At 58.4% G+C, this 25,563-nt stretch carries 23 protein-coding genes; 11 read left to right on the top strand and 12 right to left on the bottom strand.

Annotation, left to right across the window (positions count from 1 at the left end; genetic code table 11):
• Window positions 1-19 precede the first annotated feature (19 nt).
• Together AC13CN_RS05710 and AC13CN_RS05705 are read right to left on the bottom strand one after the other, a co-directional pair.
• A complete protein-coding gene (locus AC13CN_RS05710) occupies window positions 20-757 on the bottom strand; it encodes an ATP-binding cassette domain-containing protein (protein ID WP_054641014.1) in 738 nt (245 codons plus the stop codon).
• Complete coding sequence (locus AC13CN_RS05705) at window positions 754-1,458, bottom strand: ABC transporter permease (RefSeq protein WP_054645031.1); 705 nt, start codon at window positions 1,456-1,458, stop codon at window positions 754-756. The genes AC13CN_RS05710 and AC13CN_RS05705 overlap by 4 nt, the downstream gene beginning before the upstream one ends.
• A gap of 168 nt (window positions 1,459-1,626) precedes the next feature.
• Between AC13CN_RS05705 and AC13CN_RS05700 the strand changes: the two genes are divergently transcribed.
• The 4 genes from AC13CN_RS05700 to AC13CN_RS05685 all read left to right on the top strand — a co-directional run bounded on the left by AC13CN_RS05700 (window position 1,627) and on the right by AC13CN_RS05685 (window position 5,059).
• Window positions 1,627-2,508 (top strand): helix-turn-helix transcriptional regulator, encoded by an 882-nt coding sequence (locus tag AC13CN_RS05700; RefSeq protein WP_062372531.1) that lies wholly within the window; start codon window positions 1,627-1,629, stop codon window positions 2,506-2,508.
• A 121-nt stretch (window positions 2,509-2,629) separates the two neighbouring features.
• Window positions 2,630-3,193 carry a type 1 glutamine amidotransferase domain-containing protein gene (locus tag AC13CN_RS05695; RefSeq protein ID WP_054641013.1) on the top strand — a complete coding sequence of 188 codons (564 nt, stop codon included), beginning with the start codon at window positions 2,630-2,632 and terminating at the stop codon, window positions 3,191-3,193.
• A complete protein-coding gene (locus AC13CN_RS05690; RefSeq protein ID WP_062372534.1) occupies window positions 3,193-4,311 on the top strand; it encodes an App1 family protein in 1,119 nt (372 codons plus the stop codon). The genes AC13CN_RS05695 and AC13CN_RS05690 overlap by 1 nt, the downstream gene beginning before the upstream one ends.
• Before the next feature lie 73 nt (window positions 4,312-4,384).
• Window positions 4,385-5,059, top strand: coding sequence for a zinc metallopeptidase (locus AC13CN_RS05685; protein ID WP_054641026.1), 675 nt, complete (start codon window positions 4,385-4,387; stop codon window positions 5,057-5,059).
• A 56-nt stretch (window positions 5,060-5,115) separates the two neighbouring features.
• Here AC13CN_RS05685 and cmoB read toward each other — a convergent pair whose 3' ends face one another.
• Together cmoB and cmoA are read right to left on the bottom strand one after the other, a co-directional pair.
• Window positions 5,116-6,126, bottom strand: a complete 1,011-nt coding sequence (gene cmoB / locus AC13CN_RS05680; RefSeq protein WP_253556904.1) for a tRNA 5-methoxyuridine(34)/uridine 5-oxyacetic acid(34) synthase CmoB — start codon at window positions 6,124-6,126, stop codon at window positions 5,116-5,118.
• Between the two features lies 1 nt (window position 6,127).
• Window positions 6,128-6,871 carry a carboxy-S-adenosyl-L-methionine synthase CmoA gene (gene cmoA / locus AC13CN_RS05675; RefSeq protein ID WP_230834629.1) on the bottom strand — a complete coding sequence of 248 codons (744 nt, stop codon included), beginning with the start codon at window positions 6,869-6,871 and terminating at the stop codon, window positions 6,128-6,130.
• A 114-nt stretch (window positions 6,872-6,985) separates the two neighbouring features.
• On the opposite strand from cmoA, the gene pgi reads away from it, so the two are divergent.
• The 4 genes from pgi to serB all read left to right on the top strand — a co-directional run bounded on the left by pgi (window position 6,986) and on the right by serB (window position 13,952).
• A complete protein-coding gene (gene pgi / locus AC13CN_RS05670; protein WP_253556902.1) occupies window positions 6,986-8,689 on the top strand; it encodes a glucose-6-phosphate isomerase in 1,704 nt (567 codons plus the stop codon).
• A gap of 183 nt (window positions 8,690-8,872) precedes the next feature.
• The gene (gene parE, locus AC13CN_RS05665) at window positions 8,873-10,768 is read left to right on the top strand and encodes a DNA topoisomerase IV subunit B (RefSeq protein WP_230834627.1); all 1,896 of its coding nucleotides are present in this window, start codon (window positions 8,873-8,875) and stop codon (window positions 10,766-10,768) included.
• Between the two features lie 7 nt (window positions 10,769-10,775).
• Window positions 10,776-13,028 (top strand): DNA topoisomerase IV subunit A, encoded by a 2,253-nt coding sequence (gene parC, locus AC13CN_RS05660; protein ID WP_230834626.1) that lies wholly within the window; start codon window positions 10,776-10,778, stop codon window positions 13,026-13,028.
• A gap of 3 nt (window positions 13,029-13,031) precedes the next feature.
• Window positions 13,032-13,952, top strand: coding sequence for a phosphoserine phosphatase SerB (gene serB, locus AC13CN_RS05655; RefSeq protein ID WP_044629071.1), 921 nt, complete (start codon window positions 13,032-13,034; stop codon window positions 13,950-13,952).
• Between the two features lie 53 nt (window positions 13,953-14,005).
• Here the strand turns inward: serB and AC13CN_RS05650 are convergent, their stop codons facing one another.
• The 7 genes from AC13CN_RS05650 to AC13CN_RS05620 form a co-directional block, all read right to left on the bottom strand.
• Window positions 14,006-14,842 carry a DUF6694 family lipoprotein gene (locus AC13CN_RS05650; RefSeq protein WP_483053057.1) on the bottom strand — a complete coding sequence of 279 codons (837 nt, stop codon included), beginning with the start codon at window positions 14,840-14,842 and terminating at the stop codon, window positions 14,006-14,008.
• Window positions 14,843-15,028: 186 nt separating this feature from the next.
• Window positions 15,029-15,415, bottom strand: a complete 387-nt coding sequence (locus AC13CN_RS05645) for a Na+/H+ antiporter subunit G (protein ID WP_044629073.1) — start codon at window positions 15,413-15,415, stop codon at window positions 15,029-15,031.
• Window positions 15,416-15,437: 22 nt separating this feature from the next.
• Complete coding sequence (locus tag AC13CN_RS05640) at window positions 15,438-15,707, bottom strand: K+/H+ antiporter subunit F (protein WP_044629074.1); 270 nt, start codon at window positions 15,705-15,707, stop codon at window positions 15,438-15,440.
• Window positions 15,701-16,198 carry a Na+/H+ antiporter subunit E gene (locus AC13CN_RS05635; protein WP_044629075.1) on the bottom strand — a complete coding sequence of 166 codons (498 nt, stop codon included), beginning with the start codon at window positions 16,196-16,198 and terminating at the stop codon, window positions 15,701-15,703. The genes AC13CN_RS05640 and AC13CN_RS05635 overlap by 7 nt, the downstream gene beginning before the upstream one ends.
• Window positions 16,195-17,706 (bottom strand): monovalent cation/H+ antiporter subunit D, encoded by a 1,512-nt coding sequence (locus AC13CN_RS05630; protein WP_483053056.1) that lies wholly within the window; start codon window positions 17,704-17,706, stop codon window positions 16,195-16,197. The genes AC13CN_RS05635 and AC13CN_RS05630 overlap by 4 nt, the downstream gene beginning before the upstream one ends.
• Window positions 17,703-18,035, bottom strand: a complete 333-nt coding sequence (locus tag AC13CN_RS05625) for a Na+/H+ antiporter subunit C (RefSeq protein ID WP_044629077.1) — start codon at window positions 18,033-18,035, stop codon at window positions 17,703-17,705. The genes AC13CN_RS05630 and AC13CN_RS05625 overlap by 4 nt, the downstream gene beginning before the upstream one ends.
• Entirely contained in the window at window positions 18,035-20,866 is a 2,832-nt protein-coding gene (locus AC13CN_RS05620) for a monovalent cation/H+ antiporter subunit A (protein WP_483053055.1), read from the bottom strand. Before AC13CN_RS05620 ends, AC13CN_RS05625 begins: the two co-directional genes overlap by 1 nt.
• Window positions 20,867-21,026: 160 nt before the next feature.
• On the opposite strand from AC13CN_RS05620, the gene AC13CN_RS05615 reads away from it, so the two are divergent.
• Window positions 21,027-21,899, top strand: coding sequence for an ion transporter (locus AC13CN_RS05615; protein WP_054641007.1), 873 nt, complete (start codon window positions 21,027-21,029; stop codon window positions 21,897-21,899).
• Between the two features lie 16 nt (window positions 21,900-21,915).
• Window positions 21,916-23,622 (top strand): 2-isopropylmalate synthase, encoded by a 1,707-nt coding sequence (gene leuA / locus AC13CN_RS05610; protein ID WP_288102047.1) that lies wholly within the window; start codon window positions 21,916-21,918, stop codon window positions 23,620-23,622.
• A gap of 115 nt (window positions 23,623-23,737) precedes the next feature.
• Here leuA and epmB read toward each other — a convergent pair whose 3' ends face one another.
• The gene (gene epmB / locus AC13CN_RS05605) at window positions 23,738-24,760 is read right to left on the bottom strand and encodes an EF-P beta-lysylation protein EpmB (protein ID WP_287836734.1); all 1,023 of its coding nucleotides are present in this window, start codon (window positions 24,758-24,760) and stop codon (window positions 23,738-23,740) included.
• Window positions 24,761-24,897: 137 nt separating this feature from the next.
• On the opposite strand from epmB, the gene efp reads away from it, so the two are divergent.
• On the top strand, window positions 24,898-25,464 hold the full coding sequence (efp, locus tag AC13CN_RS05600) for an elongation factor P (protein WP_054641005.1): 567 nt from the start codon (window positions 24,898-24,900) through the stop codon (window positions 25,462-25,464).
• Window positions 25,465-25,563 lie beyond the last annotated feature (99 nt).

The raw sequence follows: 25,563 nt of genomic DNA, 5'->3' as shown, positions 1-25,563 counted from the left end.
GTTCAACGCTGATTGGGGGTCACCAAACCAGTTCGCCCCGGATAAACGCCCTGGCCTGCGAGGAGGTCGGGGTGTCGAAAAATCGCTCGGCGCTGGTGTGCTCCAGCACCTGGCCGCCGTACATAAACAGCACATCGTCGGCGAGCCGCTTCGCCTGATGCAGGTCGTGGGTCGTCATGACGATGCGCGTGCCGCTTTGGTGAAACTCGTTCACGGCATCTTCCACCGCCTTAATGGCGGCGGGGTCAAGGGCGGAGGTGGGTTCATCCAAAAACAGCACGGAAGGGGTTAACAGCCAAGCGCGGGCCAGGGTGAGCCGCTGCTGCTCGCCGCCAGACAGCACCCGCGCGGGGCGCTTGGCCAGAGCTGCTAAGCCGAACTTCTCCAGTGCCTGCCAGGCGAGTGCTTTACGCTCCCGGCGAGGCACGCGTTTGACGGCCAGGGCGTAGATCAGATTATCGATCACCGAGCGACGCAGCAGCACCGGTCGCTGAAACACCATGGCCTGCACGGGAGGTACGCCTTCCCAGCTAACGTGGCCGCTGCTAGGGCGGAGTAGACCGTGAGCCAAACGCATGAACAGACTTTTACCCGCCCCGTTAGGCCCCATGATCAACGTGCGCTGACAGCCAGACAGCGTGAGGGTGGTGGGCACCAACAAGGCGTGTCCACGATGGGTAAAGCTCGCCTGCTGAAAGTGCAGGGCTGGCACATCGGCCTGTGAGGTGAAAGAGGAGGTAGTGAGCGGTGCATTCATCCTAACCGCCTCTTGGCCGCTTCACTGACCGCATGGGCCAGCGCATTGATGAGGGTGACCAGCGTCAGCAGTACGATGCCCAACCCGAGCGCCAGGGGAAGATCCCCCTTGCTGGTCTCCAGCACGATGCTGGTGGTCATCACCCGAGTCACGCCGTCGATATTGCCACCGACGATCATCACCGCGCCCACTTCGGCGCTGGCCCGGCCAAAGCCCGCTAGAATCACCGTCAGCAGGCCAAAGCGCGCATCCCACAGTAGGGTGGGCATCATGCGTAGCTGGGTCAGCCCCAGCGAGCGTAGCTGCTCGGCGTACTCATGCTGCAGGGCTTCCACCTGCTGGCGCGTCAGCGCAGCGATAATCGGAAATACCAGGATGACTTGAGCAATCACCATGGCGCTGGGCGTGAACAGCAGCCCAAACGAGCCTAATGGTCCTGCCCGGGAGAGCAGCAAATAGACACATAGCCCTGCCACGACCGGCGGTAGCCCCATCAGTGCATTGAGTACGACGATCAGTCCGTTACGCCCAGGAAAACGCCATAGGGCGAGCGCCGCTCCCACTGGCAGCGCCAAGGCGCTGGCGATTAGCACGGCGACCAGCGACACCTGTAAAGAGAGCACCACGATGTCGATCAAATCTGAGTCCATGCCCAGAATCAGCGCGAGCGCCGTATAAAAAGGGTTATCACTTGCTGACATAAGTACCTGATGTAGAAGCGTTGGGTCGCGCACATGCCAGTGCGATGGCCACGGAAGAAACGGGTGAGCAAAGTGTATTCAGTAGGCTGCATAGTGTACGTTTACTTGATGTTATGCATTGGCTACTGAAATATATGCAGCCATACGCAGCTAAATGCAGGGTGAGCGATGCCAAACGACTATTTGACTACCGCTGAGGTGGCGGATTATCTGCGTTTGAAAGAGCGCAAGGTGTACGACCTGGTGCGTCAGGGCCATATCCCCTGCAGCCGTGCGACGGGAAAGCTGCTGTTTCCTCGACAGCATATTGATATGTGGGTGCTTAGCCACTTGGAAGGCGACCAGGCGCAGCGGCAGCCGCCTCCGCCGGTATTGGCGGGCAGCCAAGACCCGCTGCTGGAGTGGGCTGTGCGAGAGAGCGGGAGTGACTTGGCCTCGTTGTGTCAAGGCAGTGGCGACGGCGTGCGCCGCTTGCTGAAAGGCAGGGCGATGCTAGCGGGGATCCATCTGCTCGACGCGGCTTCTGAGCGCTATAACGAACCTGCTGCGTTGGGCCTAGGCGGAGTGCGCGATCTGATCGTGCTGCACTGGGCCACGCGCCGCCAGGGGCTGCTCTTGGCGCTGGGGAATCCATTGGACATTCGGTCGGTAGGCGACATTGCCAAGCGCAAAGCCATGCTTGCCCACCGCCAGCCAGGCGCAGGGGCCGCGCAGCTCTTGAACTGCATGCTGCAGCAGGCGGGCATTGTGCCCGAAGCGCTGAGATGGGCGGCACATCCTGCGCTCAGCGAGGACGATTTAGCGCTGACCATTGCCCAAGGTGAAGCCGATGTTGGGCTGGGGATGGAGTCTGCCGCGCAACGCCAGCAGCTGGACTTTATCCCGCTGGTGGAGGAGTCGTTTGATCTGGTGATGCATCGTCGCAGCTACTTTGAGCCTGCCGTCCAAGCCTTGTTTGAATTTGCCAGAGAGCCCCGGTTTGCCCAGCGTGCGAGTACGCTAAGAGGGTATGATGTGAGCCAGCTAGGCCGCGTGTTGTACAACGCTTAAGCGCGTAGCGACTAGTCTGATTCGGCCTCTACGCTTGACGATTGTATAAGATGCGCCACACTGGAGAGGTGTTGTAGACGTAACCTCATCACGAAAAGATCATCACGAAAAGGAGAGCACGATGAATCAAGCACTGAATGGTAAACGTGTTGCTATTTTAGCCACCGACGGTTTTGAAGAGTCCGAGCTGAGCGTGCCTCGCGCGGCGCTCCAAAAAGAGGGTGTTGAAGTGCATATTGTCTCGCCGGAAGGCAAGGGCATTCGCGCTTGGGCAGAAACCGACTGGGGCGATACCTACGAGGCCGACAAGGCACTGGCAGACGTTAGCGAGTCCGACTACCACGCCCTGGTACTCCCCGGCGGCCTGTTCAACCCTGACGAGCTGCGCCTGAACGAAGACGCCCTGAGCTTTGTAAAAGCGTTCTTCCAAGCGGGCAAGCCCGTCGCCGCCATTTGCCACGCGCCGTGGATTTTGATTAACGCTGGCGTGGTCGAAGGGCGCAAGATGACCTCCGTGCCGAGTGTCGCCCAAGATCTGCGAAATGCGGGTGTGAACTGGGTGGATGAGCCGGTAGTAGTCGATAGCGGCCTCGTGACCAGCCGCACACCCAAAGACCTGGACGCCTTTAATTCCAAACTGCTGGAAGAGCTGCAGGAAGGGCGCCACTCAGGCCAGCACGCTTAATGGCGTGGTATCACCAGTGGGCAAGCTTTGCCAAAAGGCTTGCCCACGTTGTTGCAAAACCGATGAAGCGGGACAGTGGCCGCAGCGGGATGATGGTGCATCCCTACCGCGGTTACGGTTCCCAGCGGGAAATCTTTGTGATGGGCCGGGTGTTCCGCCAAGCGGCACTCGGCCGTGCCATTCCTAGACGCGGTATGCTGCGCGATACCGCCGACGTCGCGCGGCGAGTGTTCCGGCGTGGCCTCGCCAATGCCAAAGTCGATATTCGGGTGGGGGGCAATGAGCTCTGTTTAACCACCGACCGAGACGGCTACTTTGATGCCCACCTGCCGATTAGTACGCCTTTGCCGGTCGATGTTTCCTGGCATCGCGCCGATATTTTGGTCCATGCCGAGGGGCACCCACCGATCCGTACCAGCGTAGAAGTGTACGTACCGCCTCCTGAGGCGGACCTGTTGGTGATCAGCGATATCGACGATACGGTGATGTTCACCGGCGTGGCGGAAAAGTTTAAAATGCTTTACCGACTGTTTGTGCGCAAGCCCCACCGACGGACGGCGTTTCCCGGTGTAGCATCGCTCTATCAGGCGCTTTACCGTGGGCAGACCGAAAAGGCCGAGCGGCCGATTCTTTATGTTTCTCGTGGCCCGTGGGCGATTTATGAAATGTTGGAAGCTTTCTTCCAAATCAACCGGATTCCAGTGGGTCCTATTCTGTTTTTACGGGAGTGGGGGATCTCATGGCGTAAGCCGTGGCCCCGCCGAGCGGAGGATCATAAGCGTGACCTGATCGACCGCATGCTGGCGCTGTATGACGACATGCCCTGCATTTTGATTGGCGATAGCGGCCAGCACGACCCGGAAGTCTACACGGAGGTCGTTAAAGCTTATCCGGATCGGATCAAAGCGATTTATATTCGCCGCGTCGACAGCGACCCCCAGCGGGAAGCCGCCATTCAGCGTCTGCGCGATGAGTTAGCCCATACCGATTGTGAGCTGGTCTTGGCCGTAGATAGCATTTTGATGGCAGAGCATGCCCACGCCAAAGGCGATATCTCCGCCCGCGGGCTGCAAGCGGTTCAGCGCGACGTCGAAGCCCATCGTAACGAGCCTGACTAAGCTGTGTTCCCCCGCCATTCGTGGTAAAAATGAGCGTTGATGTCTCTCTTACTTGGCGGGTTCCGGTGTTGTGATGCTCATCCTCTTAATTGTGCTGGCGTTGGCTATTTTTGTGCTGCCCAACCTATGGGCAAAATGGGTATTAAGGCGCCATACCCGAGGGCGTGATGATTACCCAGGTACCGGTGCGGAATTGGCCAAACATCTGCTGCGCCGTATGGGTGTGGAGGGCGTACGGGTAGAGCGCACCGAACAGGGCGACCATTACGACCCTGAGGCACGCTGTGTACGCTTAACGCCCGATCACTACGATGGCCGTTCGCTTACGGCGGTAACCGTTGCCGCCCATGAGGTGGGCCATGCTATTCAGCACCATGAAGGTTATGCGCCGCTGCTGGCCCGCAGCCGTTTGGTGCAAGTGGCGCAAAAAGCGGAAAAGCTAGGCGCTATTTTGATGATGGCCGCGCCGTTTCTGTTCCTGCTGACGCGGCTACCCGGTGGGCTTGCGATGATAGTCGTCATGGCGGTGATTAGCTTCGGCACCGCCGCGCTGGTGCATCTGGTCACGCTGCCGGTGGAGTTCGATGCCAGTTTCAATCGTGCGTTACCGTTGTTGAAAGAGTACGTGCCGCCTGCCGATATGGCCGGTGCCCGCCACGTACTCACCGCCTGCGCCTTTACCTATGTGGCCGCGTCGCTAGCCAGCGTGATGAACCTGGGTCGCTGGCTGGTGATTTTAAGGCGCTGATTTAAAAGTGCTGATTTAAAAGTACTGGTTTAAAAATGGTGGGCGGCCATCACTCACTACTCCGGCTTGTTCGCCAGAATCACCGCACGGCGTGGGGCGGGGTAGCCTTCAATGGTGCGGCTGCGGTCATTCGGGTCGAGGAAGTCCGCCAGCGACTGGTAGGTCATCCACTCGGTGGAGCGCTGCTCATCGAGCGTCGTCATCGCTTCATCTACCACCCGTACATTGGTGAAGCCGCAGCGCTCCAGCCAGTGGCACAGTGCTTTGGAGGAGGGCAGAAAGTAGACGTTGGGCATGGCGGCGTAGCGCTCGCCGGGTACGAATACGGTCTGCTCATCGCCTTCTACCACCAGCGTTTCCAGCACCAGCTCACCGCCGGGGGCCAGCGCGCCTTTTAGCTGTTGCAGGTGCTCAAGGGGCGAAGGGCGGTGGTACAGCACGCCCATGGAGAACACCGTGTCGAAGAAGCCCAGGTTTTCCGGTATGTCCTCGATACCCACCGGCAGAAACTGTGTACGTCCTTCATCGGCGTTGCCGACAAAGTGGCGCACCGCCTGAAACTGCCAGTAAAAGCGTGGGGAAGGGTCAATCACCAACACGAAAGCCGCGCCTGCACCCGCCATACGCCAGGCGTGGTAGCCGCTGCCGCCGCCCACGTCCAGCACTTTGCGGTACTTCAACGGCGCGAGATGCGGCGCGACGCGTTGCCATTTCCAGTCAGAGCGCCACTCGGTATTGATCTCGATACCACCCAGGTTGAATGGCCCTTTGCGCCACGGGGCCAGCTTGCGCAGCAGATTGAAGCACTGGCGCTGCTGGCTGTCGGTGAGGTCTATTTCCACCGTCAGCGTGTCGCTGTTTAGATCCACACGGCGCTCTTCCGGCAATGGCGGCAGCTTGGCCACGGCTTTTTCCCAGGCAGAGAGATCGCCGTGGCGCTGGCGGTCCAGCCCGCTGGAGAGCTGCTCGGGGAGCTTGGCAAGCCAGGGCGTGAGCGAGGCGTCCTGGGCGGCTTGGTCCAGAAACGCTTGATACAGCACGCGATGATCGTCGGGGAGTAGCGCCACCTTAACCCTCCTTAAAGGCGATCAGCGAGGTGAAGTTCAGGTACTGGAACCAGGTCATGGAGCGGGGAAAACCCGCCAGCGACAAGCGCTCGTGCAGCGCATCGAGCGTATCGGGAATCAGCACGTTCTCAAGCGCGGTGCGCTTTTGGCTGATCTCCATATCGCTGTAGCCATTGGCACGCTTGAAGTCGTGATAGCGCTCAACTCGCCAAGCGTTGTCGCGCTCGTCGGCATCAATGGTCTTTTCCGACAAAATCAGCACGCCGCCGGGCTCAAGCGCATCAAAAAGCCGCTTGAGTAGCGCATCACGATCGGCCGGTGGCAAAAACTGCAGCGTAAAGTTGAGAATGATCATCCCCGAAGGCGCATACTCGTAGGTACGAATATCGGCTTCTTCCACTTGCATGGCGTGGTCAGGGCACTCATCGAGAAAGGTCTGCTTCGCTCGGGCCGCCATGGCCGGGGAAAGGTCGATACCGGTATAGCCGAACGCATCGGCGGGCAGTGCGCCTGCCAGGGCGAGTCCGGATGCGCCCAGCGAGCAGCCCAGATCATAGACATGGGCGCCGTGGCGCAGATGGCGTTTGGCAATCAGGCTCAGCATGCCCAGAATTTGGCCGTAGCCGGGCACCGAGCGGCGGATCATGTCGGGGAAGCACGCGACGACCTGCTCGTCAAAGGAGAACCTAGCCACCTTGTCTAGGGGTGTTGAAAAGATAGCGTCGCGGTAAGATGCATCACTCATGGGCAAGCCAGGATGGTTAATGAGGCTGCGTAGTTTACGCGCCCTTGTTAACGCAGAACAGGCCTGATCAACACAGATTCCTGCCTCACGGAACGACGCCACAGGAGAAGGCACATGGCTTCAGCAACAGCAACTCCCGATACGCTACCCGCTTGGCAAACGTTACAGCAGCACGCTCAAGTACTTAAACACGTCCACTTGAAAAACCTGTTTGGGGACGACCCTGGCCGTTGGAAGCATTTTACTCGTCAGGTGGCGGGGCTCACCCTTGACCTTTCCAAGCAGCGTTGGGACGACGATACGCTGGAGCACCTGCTGGCGCTGGCTCAAGAGGCGGGCGTGCCAGGGGCCATCGAGGCGCTGCTGAGCGGTAAGCGGGTGAACGTCAGTGAGAACCGCCCAGCGCTGCATACCGCCTTGCGCCTACCTGCGGATGCGAGCCTGGAAGTGGAAGGCGAAGATATCGTCGGGGCCGTGCATGACAGCTTGGCGCAAATGGAGCGCCTAGTTCAGCGGCTACATGCGGGCCAATGGCGTGGGGCCACCGGCAAGCCTATTCGTCACGTGGTGAATTTAGGCGTGGGCGGCTCGGATTTAGGGCCGCTGATGGTGACCCATGCCCTCGCGGACTATCGCCCCAGCGATATTCACCCGGTGGAGGTGCATTTTGCCTCCACGATGGATGGCTCCCAATTGGCGGACTACCTCAGCCGGTTCAATCCTGAAACCACGCTGTTTGTGCTGTCGTCCAAGTCGTTCACCACCATTGATACGCTCTCCAACGCCAACACGGCCCGCGATTGGCTAATCGGGCGGCTTACACAGCACGCCGACCTGCCAGAAGTCAGCCCCCATGCCAAACCGATCAGCGCAGAGTTGATTGTGCGCCAGCACTTTATTGGTGTATCCGCCAGCCCTGACAAGATGAGCGAGTGGGGGATTACCCCGGACCACCAGCTGATGTTTTGGGAGTGGGTCGGCGGGCGCTACTCGCTTTGGGGCACCATTGGGCTGCCGATTGCGTTGGTCATTGGCATGGAGAACTTCCGCGAACTGTTGGCGGGCGCCCATGCTATGGATAGCCACTTCCGCGATGCACCGCTGGAGGACAATCTGCCGGTGTTACTGGGCTTGGCAGGTATCTGGAACGTTAACTTTTTGGATATTCGCGCTCACTCGATTCTGCCCTACGACGGGCGGCTTGAGTACTTTGCCGCCTATCTTGAGCAGTTGGAGATGGAGTCCAATGGCAAATCGGTGACGCGCCAGGGCCAAGCGGTGAACTACTCCACCTGCCCGGTGCTGTGGGGCCAGTTGGGCCCTAATGCCCAGCATGCGTTTTATCAACTGCTTCACCAGGGCACGCAGCCGGTGGTGTGCGATTTTATCGCGCCGCTTAAGCGTTACGATGAGGTCGAAAATCTGGATACCCGCCGCCATTTGAAGTCGCAGCATCGCTTGGCGCTGGCCAACTGTTTTGCCCAGTCCCGTGTGCTGATGTTGGGCGACGATGCGCTGGAAGAGGATGGCCCTCGCCCCGAACACAAGCGCTACCGGGGTAATCAGCCCTCTTCAACGGTGCTGCTGGATAAGCTCACGCCTGCCACGCTAGGGTCGTTGATAGCGCTGTATGAACACAAAGTCTTCGTGCAGGCCGTGATTTGGGACATTAACCCCTTTGACCAGTGGGGCGTCGAGCTAGGCAAGCAGATTGCCACCGATACCCAGGCAATTATCGACGGGGAAGGTGATATTGGCCGCATGGACGCCTCTAGCCGCGGGCTGATTGAAGCGTTTTGGGCCGCAGAGCAGCAGTAGGACGCCCAACTCATATGGCTGGATATACAGCTTTTTGCTTTTCCGCTATCCTGTGTACCTTTATGCGCGGTCTCTTCCGGTGTGCCTCTCGCGTTGATAGGACTAGTGACTGCCTTTGTACGGCACCCAACCAGGCCGCCTGTGCGCTTTTGTTCAGTACGTTTTTTCAGGAACCGACGTTACATGACCCAGTTTGATGCCTCCCAGTACGGCGCGAGTTCGATCGAGGTTCTCTCAGGCCTCGAGCCGGTGCGAAAGCGTCCCGGTATGTATACCGATACCTCACGTCCCAATCACCTCGCCCAAGAGGTCATCGACAACAGTGTCGACGAGGCGCTGGCGGGTCATGCTTCGAGCATCAGCGTGGTGCTTCACAGCGACGGAGCCATCGAAGTCCAGGATAACGGCCGCGGCATGCCGATCGACCTGCACCCGGAACACGGCGTCTCCGGGGTCGAGCTCATCCTGACCAAGCTTCACGCGGGCGGTAAGTTCTCCTCGACGAGCTACCGGTTCTCGGGTGGCCTTCACGGCGTGGGCGTCTCGGTGGTCAATGCGCTGTCTCGACGGTTGGAAGTCGAAGTGACCCGCGACGGTGCCCGCCACGCCATTGCCTTCGAGCACGGCGAAAAGGTCGAAGAGCTGCATGAAATCGGCAAAGCCGCCAAACGTGCCACCGGCACCCTGGTACGCTTCTGGCCCGACGAAAGCTACTTCGACAGCCCGAAGCTCGCGCTATCCAAACTGAAGCACCTGCTGCGCGCCAAAGCGGTGCTTTGCCCAGGGCTCTCGGTCACCCTGGTCGAGCCGGATGGCACCAAAACCGAGTGGGCCTACGCCGATGGCCTGCGCGACTATCTGGCCGAAGCCACCGATGGCTATGAGGTGCTGCCCAAGGAGCCGTTTGTAGGCCACTTCAGTGACGACGAGCACGGCGTGGACTGGGCCATTCAGTGGCTGCCGGAAGGTGGCGAGGCGCTCCTCGAAAGTTACGTCAACCTCATTCCCACGCCCCAGGGTGGCACCCACGTCAATGGTTTTCGGTCCGGCCTGCTAGACGCTCTGCGGGAGTTCTGTGAATACCGCAGCCTGCTGCCCCGTGGCATCAAGCTCACCGCCGATGATTTGTGGGAGCGTGCTTCCTTCGTGCTTTCGGTGAAAATGCTTGACCCACAGTTTGCCGGCCAAACGAAAGAGCGACTTTCTTCGCGCACCATTGCCGGGTTTGTATCAGGCGTGGTGAAAGACGCCTTCTCGCTGTGGCTGAATCATCATATCGAGCAGGCCGAGCAGCTAGCGGAGATGGTGATCAGCGCAGCCCAGCAGCGTCAGAAGAAATCGAAGAAGGTCGCGCGGAAGAAAGTGACCTCCGGCCCGGCACTGCCCGGCAAACTGGCGGACTGCTCTGGCCAGGACCCAGCGCTGAGTGAGCTGTTTTTGGTAGAAGGTGACTCGGCAGGCGGCAGTGCCAAGCAGGCGCGTAATCGCGACACCCAAGCCATCCTGCCTCTGCGCGGGAAGATCCTCAATACGTGGGAAGTCGAAACCCACGATATCTATGGCTCTCAAGAAGTTCACGACATTGCCGTGGCGATTGGTGCCGACCCCGGCAGCGCCGACCTTGAAAAGCTGCGCTATCACAAGATCTGCATCCTGGCGGATGCCGACTCCGACGGGCTGCACATCGCCACGCTGCTCTGCGCGCTGTTCGTCAAACACTTCCCCGCTCTGGTCGATTCCGGGCATGTTTTCGTGGCCATGCCGCCGCTCTACCGGATCGACCTGGGTAAAGAGGTGCACTACGCCCTGGATGAGAGCGAGAAAGCCGCCATTTTGAAACAGCTAGCGAAAAAGCGGGGCACCCCCAACGTGCAGCGCTTTAAAGGGCTAGGGGAAATGAGCCCGCTGCAGCTACGTGAAACCACCATGGCCGTGGAAACCCGCCGTCTCGTACAGCTCACGCTGGACGAGGGCGACGGCACCCTGGAAATGATGGACATGCTGCTCGCCAAAAAGCGCGCCAGCGACCGCAAGAAGTGGTTGGAAGATTACGGTAATTTGGCAGACATTGAGGTATGACCCCCCGATGACCATGGATATTCAGGTAGCGGAAGGCGACGTCGAGCGTCTGTCCCTACGCGATTACACCGAAAAAGCGTACCTCGACTACTCGATGTACGTCATTCTAGACCGCGCGTTGCCCAACATTGGCGATGGCATGAAGCCCGTTCAGCGACGGATCATCTACGCCATGCGCGAGCTGGCGCTGCACGCCAATGCCAAGTACAAAAAGTCGGCGCGTACCGTCGGTGACGTACTGGGTAAGTTTCACCCCCACGGAGACAGCGCCTGTTACGAAGCCATGGTGCTGATGGCGCAGTCGTTCAGCTACCGCTACCCGCTGGTGGATGGCCAGGGTAACTGGGGTAGTCCCGACGACCCGAAATCCTTCGCGGCGATGCGCTACACCGAGGCCAAGCTCTCCAAATTTGCCGAAGTGCTGCTCAGCGAGCTGGGCCAGGGCACCGTGGAGTGGGCGCCGAACTTCGATGGCACCATGCAAGAGCCTGTAGTACTGCCCGCGCGGTTGCCCCACGTGCTGCTCAACGGCGGCACGGGCATTGCGGTGGGCATGGCGACCGATATTCCGCCCCATAACGTCTCAGAAGTGGTGGAAGCCACTTGCCACCTGCTGCGTCATCCCGAGGCCACCACGGCGGATTTGATGGCGTTTGTGCCTGCACCAGATTTCCCGACGGATGCAGAAATCATCACGCCGAAAGCGGATCTGCGTAAGCTCTATGAGACTGGCCGAGGCTCGGTCAAATTACGCGCCCGCTACGTACGTGAAGACGCCAATATCGTCATTACCGCCGTGCCCTATCAGGTAAGCGGTGCCAAAGTATTGGAGCAGATCGCCGCGCAAATGCAGGCGAAAAAGCTGCCTATGGTGGCCGACCTGCGCGATGAATCGACCCATGAAGAGCCGACCCGCTTGGTGATTGAGCCACGTTCGAGCCGTGTGGATGTCGAAGCGCTGATGGCGCACCTGTTTGCTACCACGGATCTGGAAAAGAACGTGCGGGTGAACATGAACGTGATTGGCCTGGATGGCCGTCCACGGGTGATGCCGCTGACTGATATGCTGGGTGAGTGGCTGCGGTTTCGCCGTGCAACGGTGCGTCGCCGCCTTGAGCACCGTTTAGGCAAAGTGGAAGATCGCCTGCATATTCTAGAAGGCCTACTGACCGCTTACCTGAATATTGATGAGGTGATCCGCATCATCCGCGAAGAGGATGAGCCCAAGCCTGCCCTGATGAGCGCCTTTGGCCTGACCGAGCGTCAGGCTGAAGCGATCCTTGAACTGCGTCTGCGCCATCTTGCCAAGCTGGAAGAGATGAAGATTCGCGGCGAGCAGGATGAGCTGGAAAAAGAGCGTAAAACCCTGCAGGGGCTGCTGGGTAGCGAAGCCAAGCTCACCACGCTGATCGAGAAAGAGATCCGCGCAGCGGGTAAAGAGCACGGCGACGAACGCCGCTCGCCGCTGGTGGAGCGCAGCGAGGCTAAAGCGCTCTCCGAGGTGGAGCTGCTAGGTGCCGACCCGATTACCGTAGTGCTGTCGGATAAAGGCTGGATTCGTGCTGCCAAAGGCCACGATATCGACCCTGAAGGGCTCTCCTACAAAGCGGGGGATAGTTTCCGACTAGCAGCTCGGGGTAAAACCAACCAGCCGCTGGTGCTGCTGGACGATACAGGCCGCGCCTATACCCTGGCGGCGCACAATTTACCCAGCGCCCGAGGGCAGGGAGAGCCGGTAACCGGTCGGGTGAACGTGGCAGCGGGGGCGCAGATGGCGGGTCTGATGCTCGCGCCGCCCACCCAACGCTATCTTCTGGCCAGCGACGGCGGCTATGGGTTTGTGGCCCAGCTCGAAGCGCTCACCGGCAAAAACAAAGCGGGTAAAGCCGTGCTCAGCGTGCCGAAAGGCTGCAGCGTCATGCCGCCCGTGGAGGTGCCGGAAGGCGAATCGCTGTGGGTGGCGTCGGTCTCCAACGAAGGGCGGCTGCTGCTCTTCCCGCTGGACCAGCTGCCCGAGATGGCCAAGGGCAAGGGCAACAAGATGCTCGATATCCCCGGCCCCCGGGCGGCGCGGCGCGAAGAGTTCCTGCGTGATATCGCCATTGTGCCGGAAGGCGGAGAGCTGATCATTCATGCGGGTAAGCGCAAACTGACCCTCAAGGCGGATGATCTCGCGTATTATCGTGGGGAGCGTGGCAGAAGGGGCAGCAAGCTGCCGCGTGGTTTCCAAAAAGTTGATCGTTTAGAAGCAGGGGAGTAACGGATGGCACGCGGGGATGTTCTGTTAACCGTATTGGCACCGCGCTTAACGGCGGATATTGAGTCGCACATGGCCGCGCTGATGGCGCAGTTTGGCCTGCAGGAAGAGCACCGTCAGCGGCTTGCCGATACGGAAAAAGGCGAGCCTATCGACTGTGTGGAGCTGCACTTGAGCGGCGCATCCAGTGAATTAACCTCCCTTCGCCATGCGGCGCTGGAGCTGAGTGAAACCCTCGGTGTGGATATGGTGGTCCAACGGAACCAGCGGGGCGGTGCCGCACCCCGTTTGGTCTGTTTTGATATGGACTCCACGTTGATTAAAGCGGAAGTGATTGATGAGCTGGCGCGCCGTCACGGGGTAGGCGACGAGGTGGCGGAAGTCACCGAGCGCGCCATGCGCGGCGAGCTGGATTTTAAGGCCAGCTTCCGCGAGCGTATGAGCAAGCTGGAAGGCCTGGATGAGTCGGTATTGGCGAATATTGCTACAGAACTGCCGCTGATGGATGGCGTTGAGCGTCTGATGGCGAACCTGAAACGTTTGGGGTTCCGTACGGTTATTTTATCCGGCGGTTTTACCTACTTTGCCCGTTACCTGCAGGAGCGGCTTGGGTTTGATGAAATCCACGCCAACGAGCTGGTGATTGAGAATGGCAAAGTTACCGGTGCGGTCCATGAGCCAATTGTCGATGCCGAGCGTAAAGCCGCGCTACTGCAGCAAATTGCCGAGCGGGAAGGGGTAGCCTTAGCGCAAACCGTCGCCGTAGGTGATGGGGCGAACGACCTGAAGATGTTGGCGAAAGCTGGCCTAGGCGTGGCGTTCCGCGCTAAACCCCTCGTGCGTGCCGAAGCGCGTCAGGCGATCTCCGTGGCAGGGCTGGATGGCGTGCTGTATCTGCTGGGCTACGGTGAAGCCGACTTGATTTAACCACCGTGTACTCACCTAGTAAGCAAACGGCGGTGCTAAGCACCGCCGTTTGCTTAATTCGCCGCTCTTTGCGGATTTACTCCGCCATATTCAGCGCGCAGTTCCTCAAGCCGCTCGGCCTCGTTATCGGTTAACGCGGGAGCATCCCATAGCGGTTCACCTTCGCTATTGTTAACCCCGAGCAGTGTTAGTGTCAGTACGGCATTACGCGGTATTTGATCGTTGCCCCAGGGGCCAAAACGGTTAGGGGCGAGGCTCCAGGTGGCGCTTTCCCCTGGCGCTAGGCCGCCGGAAGTAGCGTAGTAGAATGTTTCATCCACCCAGGCCACCTCGCGGTTAGGGCTTTTCAGTACGCCGTGCAGCATGAGCTCTGCAACCGCGTGTTCAGAGCCGTTCGTCACCGTTAGCTCAATCACCGGTTCCAGTGCGCCGTAGGGGCTGGTGCTGATGTAGTAACGCGCATTATCAATGCTGATTTGCGCTAAATGCTCTTGGGCGCGCTGGGCGCTGTCCTGTTTGGCTTCTAGCCGGTTAAGCGTGCGCAGTGCTTGCTCCCGCTCTCGTGCACGCCGCTGGCGCAGCATCTCGTCAGCGCGCTCAATAATTTCGTCGCCCGTTAGCCCGTGCATATAGGCATTAGCCGATTCAGCAATTTCAGCAGCGTTCATGCGTTGGGGGTTAAAGAGATCGATACCGTTAAACGATGACATGGCTATGATCTTCAGCGCGGTATCAAACTCGTCGCGCTTATAGGTGGGCAGCGACTCACGCACTTTCTCGATTGAGACCACCGCTGCAGGCATGGAACTCGTATCGACTTTCGGGTCGGAGCAGCCTACGAGTACCAAGGCGGATAATGAAAGTGCAGATAGCCTGAGTAGGCTCCACATAGATGTACCTCACCACAAAAAATCAATCGGCAAGAGCTTACCGGAAAGTGGCATCCGCCACTACTTTCTCTTGAGAGCAGATCATGCGTGAGGCTGACACTTTTGGTGCTCGCTCAGCGGTTTAGCATAGCGGGCAATAAAAAGCGCTGGCGGTTGCCAGCGCTTGAGAAAATAGGGCAGCGAAGCTTAGCCGTGCCCTTTGTCCGGGTGAGGTACCGGCTTTTCGCCGACCTCTTCAGGGCGCAACTCGACCGGTTTGCCCTGGGTTTTTTGGCTGTGCTTTAACTGCATATGCAAGCCGGTTTTGGCCAGCAGGTGAGCGCTTACTGGGGCGGTAATAAACAGGAACAGCGTAATCAGCAGCTCTTGGATATCCGGCTTACCATCGGCGCTCCAAAAATACCCCATGGAAGCAATCAGCATGCAGCCGATGCCCAACGTAGTGGCTTTAGTAGGGCCGTGTAGGCGCATATAGAAATCGCGCAGGTGTGCCATGCCTAGCGAGCCTATAAACACAAACACGCCTCCCGCTATTAACAGTAGGGAAATCAGCGCTTCAACTAAGAATGGCATAAACGCACCTCATTAATCGGGCTCATTCAATAATATCCCCGCGTAGAATGTACTTGCACACGGCTACCGTACTGATAAAGCCAAGCATGGCGATCAACAGCGCTGACTCAAAGTAAGTCTTGCTGTTGAGCCACAAGCCGAGCAATACGATCAGCGCGATGGAGTTGACGTACATGGTGTCTAGCGCCAGTACCCGGTCAGGGAGATCGGGGCCTACGGTAAGCCGATAAAGGTTCATTAGCAGGGCCATCACCACCAGCGCTAAGGTGATATAGAGCGCAATACTCAGCATTCGTAAATCTCCTTGAGCGGCCGTTCGTAGCGTTCGCGTATTTGCTCAATGAGCGCTTCTTCATCATCCACGTTCAGTGCGTGAATCAGCAGGGATTTGCCATCCATTCGCAGGTTGGCCGAAACGGTGCCCGGGGTCAGGCTGATCGTGCTGGCCAGCAGCGTGATGGTAAAACGCTCCTCCAACATCAGAGGATACTCGATGAAGTGAGGCTTTAGCTTGCGCCATGGGTTAGCGATCAGGTACGCGACCTCAAAGTTGGCGGTGACGATATCGCCCAATACCCGCAGGCCAAAACGCAGCAGCATCATAGGCTTGCTGATCCGTGGCCGAGCATCCCAAAAGCGGTGGGTTAACAAAGGGATCAGAATAGCCAGCGCACCCCCCAGAACGAGCTGGCCAAAGGCGTAGCTGCGCACCAGCAGCAGCCACACCAACAGCAGCAGTATCGAAAGAACTGGGGTGGGCAGCCATTTGCGAGGGGTAATCATGGCGTCTCTCCTGCATCGGGCAGCAGCGTTTCAATTAGCAGCTGTGGGTTGGCGAGCTGCTCGCCGGTGGCTTGGGTGTAGCTGCTCACCGGCCCGGCAAACGCCACCAGTAAAGGCGCGGCGCTGAGTAGCCAGAGCATACCGAACCATTGGTAGCGCGAAAGAGGGCTACCGCTGGGGCTGCCCCGGTGGCTGCGCCAAAACAGCGTAGAGCCTGCACGGGAGAGCGCGATGAGTGATGCTAGGCTGGCGAGCAGCAGCAGTGGCCATAGCCACACGCGCTGAGTGCCTTCTGCGGCTACTAGCACCATCGCTTTACCCAGCGCGCCTGAAAGGGGTGGCATCCCCACCACGGCAATCGCACCGATGAAAAAGGTGATCGCCAGGGCGTTACCCTGAACCAGCGGGCGCCCTTTGACGATGCGCGTACCCGGCTTGCCGCGCTGCAGGCCAATCATCTCAGCCAGCAAGAACAGGCCACCGGTGATCAGCGTGGTATGGATCAGGTAGTAGAGCAAGGCAGAGGTGGCCTCTACCGAGCGCATGCCCACACCTGCCAGCAGCGTGCCGACCGAAATCAGCACCAAGTAGGCCACCAGCAGGCGTAGGTCGCGAGCGGCCATCACACCAACGCCAGCGGCTGCCAAGGTGGCTAGCGCTAACCACCACACCCAAGGCTGCTCAAGCGCCACAAGTCCGCCAGCCTGCTCGCCAAAAATCAGCGAATAGACCCGCAGAATGGCGTAGATGCCCACCTTGGTCATGATCGCAAACAGCGCTGCCACCGGGGCAGGGGCCGCCGCATAGGCGCGGGGGAGCCAGAAATAGAGCGGCAAAATAGCGGCTTTGAGGCCAAAGACGACCAGCAGCATTAGCGCGCCTGCGGTCACTAAGCCCTCGCGCTCGGCGGGCAGGCTAGCAAGCTTATAGCCCATATCCGCCATATTGAGCGTGCCGGTGGCCCCATACAGAATGCCCACGGCAATCAAAAATAGCGACGAGCCCGCTAGGTTAAGCACTACATAGTGAACGCTGGCCTGAATGCGCGCTTTGCCACCACCGTGTAGCAGCAGCGCGTAGGAGGCCAGCAGCAGCACTTCAAAGAAGACGAATAGGTTGAACAAATCCCCTGTCAAAAACGCGCCGTTGATGCCTAGCAACTGCCACTGAAACAAACCGTGGAAGTTACTGCCTTTCTCGTCGTCTCCACCGCAGGCAAACACCACGGCACCCACGGCAAGAAGGGACGTGAGCAGCACCATCAGCGCGGAGAGGCGGTCAAGTACCAGCACGACGCCAAATGGGGGCTGCCAGTCGCCTAGGGCGTAATAGGTGATCTCACCGCTGGTGGCTTGGCGCACCAGGGCAATCGACACCAGCAGCAGAAGCATGGTGGCAATAACGCTCACAGCGCGCTTGTAGTGCGTCAGCCCCTGGCGTTGGTAAAGCAATAAAATACCCGCGACCAGGGGTAGTACCACGGGCAACACAATTAGATGCTGAATCATTCGCGGTCTTCCTTTTTACCATCCACGTGGTCGTTACCCACTTCGCTGCGCGCCCGCATGGCAAGAATGACGACGAACGCCGTCATGGCAAAGCCGATGACGATAGCGGTGAGAACCAGCGCCTGGGGCAGCGGGTCGGCAAACTGAGAGCCTTCGTTCACCAGCGCAGCACCGTCCGTCGTCAGCCCGCCCATGGAGAACAGGAACAGGTTGACCGCGTAGGAGAGCAGCGTCAGGCCCACAACGACCGGGAACGTTCTTCCACGCAGCGTCAGGTAGAGCCCGCAGGAGGTTAAGATGCCCGTGGTAATGGCGTAGAGCATTTCCATTAGTGGGATTCCTTTTCATTCGGCGTGTCGTGGGTGTCTGACGTTTTCGGGTCGCTCACCGGGCGGTGTGGTGTCGTCACCTTACCCAGGTTGGCCAGAATCATCAGCGTGGCACCTACCACTGCAAGGTACACCCCCAGGTCAAACAGCAGGGCCGTGGCAAGCTCGAACGTACCAATCAGCGGCAGGCTGAAATACCCAAACGACGAGGTCAGGAAGGGATAGCCCAATAGCCAGCTGCCTAGCCCGGTGAGCGTGGCAATGGCCACGCCGACCACGGCGACCGGCTGGAAGGGGAAGTTCAGGCGCTCCTGCGCCCACTCAACGCCCCGCGCCATGTACAGCAGAATCAACGCAACCGCAGTGATCAAACCGGCAATAAAGCCGCCGCCGGGTTGGTTGTGGCCGCGCAGGAAGATGAAGGCTGAGACCAGCAGCGCCAGTGGTAGTAGCGTCATTGAGATAGACGTCAGAATGGCCGGGTAGCGATCCGGCGACCAAGCACGGCCTTCACCGTCGCTGTGGGGCATGAACAGACGCAAGCGGTTGAGCAGCTTGAAGATAGCCAGGCCTGCAATGGCCAGTACGGTAATTTCGCCCAGGGTATCGAAGCCCCGGAAGTCGACCAGGATGACGTTGACTACGTTGTAGCCGCCGCCGCCAGGCTTGCTGTTCTCCACGAAGAAGTTGGAGATCGATAGCGTTTCGCGGGTCATCACCGCGTAGTTCAAGCTGGCGATCACCAGCCCCAGCGCACCGGCTAGCAGAATATCGCGCACGTTGCGCAACGGGCTCGATTCGGTGGGGGTTTTTTGTGGTAAGAAGAATAGCGCCAGCATCAGCAGAATCATGGTGACGACTTCTACCGATAGCTGGGTCAAAGCGAGATCCGGGGCCGAGAAACGTGCGAAGGTGAGGGCGACAAAGAGCCCTACTACTGACAGCATCAGCAGCGAAATTAAGCGGTAGCGGTGAGTCGCTGCGGTAGCAATACCACCAAAAATTAGCATGCCCGCGCCTAGCAGCACTACGCCATCTATCGGCTGGTTACCTTTGGTGCCGGTCAATTCTTGCACGCTGGCAAGGCCGATCACCCCCATGAGTAGAGCGGCCCCCAGCAACCATCCCATATAGCGCTGTAGCGAGTTGCCTTCCAGCTTGGTGATGACCTGTTCGGCGCGATAGCCGGTGGTAAGGATCAAACGCTCGAAAACGCGACGGGCATCGACGCTGTCGAAGGGCTGCATGAAACGACGCAGATCGGCATGACGCCAGTACATGGCAATGCCCGCTGCAAAGGCCAGCAAGCTCATCATCAGCGGCAAATTCACGCCGTGCCAGATGGCGAGATGGAACGACAACGGCTTGCCCAGAACTGCCTGGGTGGCTAGCTCCAAAATGCCTGTTGCGAAAAAGGCGGGGAATAGCCCTACCAGCACACAGAGCGCCACCAGCAGCTCTACGGGCAAGCGCATCAGGTGGGGCGGCTCGTGGGGAGCTTTCGGCGTTTGCTCGCGGGCGGGTTTGTAGAACACTGCATGAACCAGCCGCAGTGAGTATGCGACGGAGAGAATGCCGCCCAGCGTCGCCAGGGCGGGCAGCACCCAGCTCAAACCGCCGAGTACCGGGGTGGCGAGGGTTTCGGTAAAGAACATCTCTTTCGAGAGGAAACCGTTAAACAGCGGCACCCCCGCCATAGCGGCAGCTGCCAAGGTGGTCAGCAGTGCGGTGACGGGCATCGCCTTTTTGAGCCCGCCAAGCTGCTTCAGCTCCCGGGTGCCGGTTTCGTGATCGATGATGCCCGCGCTCATGAACAGCGCCGCTTTAAAGGTAGCGTGGTTCAGAATATGAAACAGCGCAGCTAACACAGCCATGGGGCTGCCAATCCCTAGCAGAACGGTGATTAAGCCCAGGTGGCTGACGGTCGAAAACGCCAGAATGCCTTTCAAGTCGGTTTTGAACAGCGCAAACCACGCGCCGTAAAGCAGCGTAATGGTACCCACCAGTGGCACGACCACGCTCCACAGCGCGCTATCCGCAATGGTGGGATGCAACCGGGCCATTAAGAAAATACCCGCCTTTACCATCGTGGCTGAGTGCAGGTAGGCAGAAACGGGCGTGGGAGCCGCCATGGCATGGGGAAGCCAGAACTGGAACGGGAACTGTGCGGATTTGGTGAATGCGCCCAGTAGTACAAGCCCGAGCATGAGTGGGTAGAGCGGGTCAGACACAATGATTGCGCCACTGGCCAGCACGTCATCCATGCGGTAGCTACCCGCCATATCGCCCAGCAGCAGTAAGCCTGCTAGCAGTGCTAGGCCGCCTGCACCGGTCACGGTCAGCGCCATGCGCGCGCCTTTACGGGCATCGCTGCGGTAGGACCAAAAGCCAATTAGCAGGAAGGAGGAGAGACTGGTCAACTCCCAAAATAGCCAGAGCAGGATAAGGTTATCGGACATCGAGATGCCGACCATCGAGGCCATAAACAGCATCAAGAAGGCGTAAAAGCGCCCAAAAGGCTCATCGCTTGCCAAGTAAAAATGGGCATATAATAGAATCAATAGCCCAATGCCCAAAATGAGTAGGTTGAAGAGCAGCGACAGGCCATCGAGACGAAACGCAAGCTCCAGGCCGAGTGCGGGCATCCAGGTGGCAGCAAAACGCAGCGCTTCACCCTCCATCAGGGCAGGTATTTGCAGCAGCGTAAGTAGCAGTGCTGTTGCTGGCAGTATGCCCGTTGCGAGCGAGCACCAAGTGCGGCCGCGTTGGGCAGTCAGTGCCGGCACCAGTACGCCCAGTAACGGCAGTAAGGCGATCCACAGCAGTGTCATGAGGTCATCCAGCGCAAAAAATCAAAAAAATCGCCAGAGCAAAGAGGGTTGCCCTGGAGGCGAAGATACATCAAGTGAAACAACAGGATATCACTTGTATGGAAGGTGTGTAATTTTAGTATAAAGTGTCGACGTTAACCGTTTAGAGACTTCTTGTTCCATGAGTGAACCCTTCAATACCTGGCAAGCCCGCTTTGAAAAGCTGCGTAGTAACAAGCTTTTTGAGGGAGTAGTGATTTCCATTATCGTCATTTCTGCGTTGGTCATTGGCGCGAAAACCTACGAAGAAACCTCTCGAATTGAGCAGTGGTTGCTCTACCTGGATGTCGCAGTCACAGTATTTTTCCTGGTCGAGATTTTGATCAGAATGGCAGCCGAGCGCAACTTAGTCAGCTTTTTTAAGAAGGGCTGGAACGTTTTTGACTTCTTAATCGTCACCGCCAGTCTGATTCCTATGGACGATTCAGAGATGGTGCTGCTGGCGCGGCTACTACGCATTTTCCGCGTGCTGCGCCTGGTGTCGATGATTCCAGAGCTGCAGATGCTGCTGGGCGCGCTAGTGAAATCGGTTCCCCGCATGGGCTACGTGGTGCTGCTCATGTTTATTATTTTCTACATCTATGCGGCGCTGGGTAGTTTTCTCTTCCACAACGTGGATGAGTTTTTGTGGGGCAACATTTCCGTTGCCATGTTAACGCTGTTTCGTATCGCCACATTTGAAGACTGGACGGACGTGATGTACGCCACCCAGGAGGTATATGCCTGGAGCTGGATTTACTACCTGACGTTCATTTTCCTTACTGCGTTTATTTTTCTTAATATGATGATTGGTATTGTGCTGGACGTGATGCAGAAAGAGAGTGCCCAGCTCGATTTTGACAGTGGCGAAGGGGAGCCTGCACAGCTGCAGGCACTGCGTAGCGACGTTCACTCGCTCAAAGCGCAGCTCGATCGTATGGAAGCCGCGTTGGCAGAGCGAAATACAGCTTCGCCTCCCCCCAATAGTCCTACTGATTCCGCTAAAACAGATTAACGACAGGAGCGCCGCTATGATGTTGTCCGACCCTTCTAAAAAGTATCGCCCTTTCGTGGCCGTGGATCTGCCTGACCGCCAGTGGCCAAGCCAACGTATCGAAACACCGCCCATCTGGTGTAGCGTTGACCTGCGCGACGGCAATCAGTCGCTGATTGACCCGATGGATCAAGAGCGCAAACAGCGCCTGTTCGACATGCTGTTGAAGATCGGATTCAAAGAGATCGAAGTGGGCTTTCCCTCTGCATCGCAGACCGATTTTGATTTCGTTCGCTCGCTGATCGAGCAAAACAAGATTCCCGAAGACGTGACCATTCAAGTGCTGACCCAAGCGCGTCCGCACCTGATTGAACGCACCTTCGAAGCGCTGAAAGGCGTCAAGAACGCCATCGTGCACGTTTATAACGCCACCGACCCGATGTTCCGCCGGGTGGTGTTCAACGTGGATAAAACCGAGTGTATCCAAATTGCTGTGGATGCCACCGCGCAGATTCGCGATTTGATGGCGGCCAACCCGGAAACGAACTGGACCTTCCAGTACTCTCCCGAGCTATTCACCACCACGGAGATGGAGTTCGCGGTCGAGATCGTCGAAGCGGTGATGGACACTTTTGGCCCCAGCGTCGACAACAAAATGATCGTCAACCTGCCAGCCACAGTCGAAGTCGCTACGCCCAACAACTACGCTGATCAGATTGAGTGGTTCTGTCGCCATGTCAAAAAGCGCGATACCTTGATCGTTAGCGTTCATCCGCACAACGACCGCGGCACCGGCGTGGCGGCGGCCGAACTCACGTTGATGGCGGGGGCGGATCGCGTCGAGGGCACGCTATTTGGCAACGGCGAGCGTACTGGTAACGTAGATATCGTCACGCTGGCGATGAACATGTATACCCAAGGGGTAAACCCCCAGCTCGATTTTTCCAATATCACGCCGATCATGCGCGAAGTGGAGTACTGCAACCAGCTGCCGGTTCATCCGCGCCATCCTTACGTGGGCGACCTGGTGTTCACGGCGTTTTCCGGTTCGCATCAGGACGCCATCAAGAAGGGCATGGCCGACCGTCGCGCCCATCCAGAAGCGCCGTGGGACGTTCCCTACCTACCCATCGATCCGCTGGACGTAGGTCGCAGCTACGAAGCGGTTATCCGCGTGAACAGCCAGTCAGGCAAAGGCGGCATCTCTTACCTGTTAGAACAGGAGCACGGTATCGAGCTGCCCCGCAGGCTCTCCATCGAGTTCAGCCAAGTGGTGCAGGAAGTGGCGGACCGCACCGGTAAAGAGATCACCTCACAAATGATCTACCAAGCCTTTGCCGATGAGTATTTAGAGCAGCGGTCACCGCTGGCACTGGTGAATCACCGTCTTTCCTCCGAGCCAGATAGCCCCAAAGTCGCGCTAGAGGCCATTGTCGAAAACGGCGGCCAACGCCAGACCCTGACCGGTGAAGGCAACGGCCCGCTGGCCGCGTTCATCAAGGCGCTGGTGGCGAGCGGCCAAGAGGTCGAAATCATTGACTATCACGAGCACTCCCGCGGCCAAGGGGCGGATGCCGAAGCGATCGCGTACGTGGAAGTGCGTATTGATGGCAAAGCCGTGTTCGGCGTAGGCACCGATGAAAGTATCACCAGTGCCTCCATGAAAGGTGTGCTGAGTGCGATCAACCGCCACTATTCGACGCAGCCTGCGGCGGCCAATGTGACGGCGGAAACCCTAGGCTAAGCAAGCGGTATTCGATTAACAAGGCAGAGAGCGAGCGGCCCCTGGCTGCGGCGACCTCACGGGGAATAGCGCAGCTCTAAGCCCCGACAGGGGCTTAGAGGCCGCTATACGCGGATCACAAAGGCGTCTTGCTCATCTTGCCCGGTACTTCCCGCACCAGCCTGGGCATGAGAAAGCCGGGCAGGTGTTCCAGTAGCACTTGAATGAGCGCTTGCGCCTCTTTGTCAGGCACGTCAAAGTGCGCGGCGCCCTGAACTGGGTCGAGTACGTGCAGGTAGTAGGGCAGCACGCCTGCTTCAAACAGCCGTTCCGAGAGGGCCGCGAGGGTGGGCACGTTGTCGTTGATGCCCCGTAATAGAACGCTCTGGTTCAGCAGCGTGACGCCTGCCTGTTTTAAGCGCGCGCAGGCATCCACCACGGCTTGGTCGATCTCATTGGCGTGGTTGATATGCAGCACGACGACTTTTTGTAAGCGGGTGCTGCCTAACCAGCTCAGCAGGCCTTCATCCACACGGTCGGGAATGACCACGGGCAAGCGGGTGTGAATGCGCAGCCGTTTTAGGTGAGGAATGCTCTCTAGCTGTTCAACCAGCCACGCCAGCTGCCGGTCGCTGGCGGCAAGGGGGTCGCCTCCTGATAGGATGGCTTCGTGAATCGAAGTGTCGGCACGTAGGTAGTCCAGGGCTTCCTGCCACTGGGCGCGGGAAGGCGAGTTCTCGCTATAAGGAAAATGGCGGCGAAAGCAGTAGCGGCAGTTGATTGCGCAGGCTGGGCTTGCTATCAGAAGTACCCGGTTTGCATATTTATGGATCAGCCCTTTGACGGGGCGGTGGTCGGCTTCCTCTAACGGGTCTGTGACGTAGCCCGGTGAGGCCAGTGTTTCATCGCCTATAGGCAGCACTTGACGCAACAGCGGGTCATTAGGGTCGTTGGGCTTAATGCGGGCAAGGTAAGCGTCGGGCACGCAAATATCGAACAGACGATGTCCGGCCTGCGCTCCGGGCAGCCATTGGGCGTCTAAACCAAGGCGTTGGCAGAGCGTGTCGGGATCACGAATCGCATGAGAAAGCTGCTGCTGCCAGGAGATCGAAACCTGGGCATGGGCGTGGTGACCAGCGATAATGATGTTCTCCTGCAAAAAGCCCTCCTTCGGGTTATCATGCGCGCACTTAGCGGCGTTGCTATTCGCAATGACGCAACTGACGGTAACGTAAGTGGCTGGCAGATCGCCGCACGTACGACATAGACAATTGAAACAGACCATTGAGAGGCATTATGGCGAACTATTCTACCAACGAATTCAAGGCAGGTTTGAAAGTAATGCTCGACGGCGACCCCTGTTCGATCGTTGAGAACGAGCTGGTGAAGCCGGGTAAAGGCCAGGCGTTCAACCGCGTGAAGCTGCGCAACCTGATGACAGGCCGTGTGGGTGAGAAAACCTTCAAGTCTGGCGACTCTTTAGAAGGCGCTGACGTCATGGATCTGGAAATGGAGTACCTCTATACCGACGGTGATATGTGGTACTTCATGAAGACCGACGGCTCGTTTGAGCAGTATGCGGTAGAGAAAAAAGCGCTGGGTGATACCGTCAAGTGGCTAAAAGAGCAGGTACCTTACATTCTTACCTTGTGGAACGATAAGGCCATTTCCGTAACGCCGCCTAATTTCATCGAGCTGGAAGTCGTAGAGACTGACCCAGGCCTAAAAGGCGATACGGCACAGGGTGGTTCTAAGCCTGCTACGCTATCTTCGGGTGCTGTGGTTCGCGTACCGCTGTTCATCAATCAGGGTGAAGTGCTGAAAATCGACACCCGTTCTGGTGAGTACGTATCACGCGCTTAACCGCGCGATGATAAAAGCGGCAGACATAGTCGCTTAAGCGTTTCGTTCATAAAGCCACGCGATACTGTTGCGTGGCTTTATGTTGTTAGGGAGAAGGGA

It is taken from the genome of Vreelandella sp. L-25 (assembly GCF_056857535.1).
This window is presented reverse-complemented; position numbering and strand designations above follow the sequence as displayed.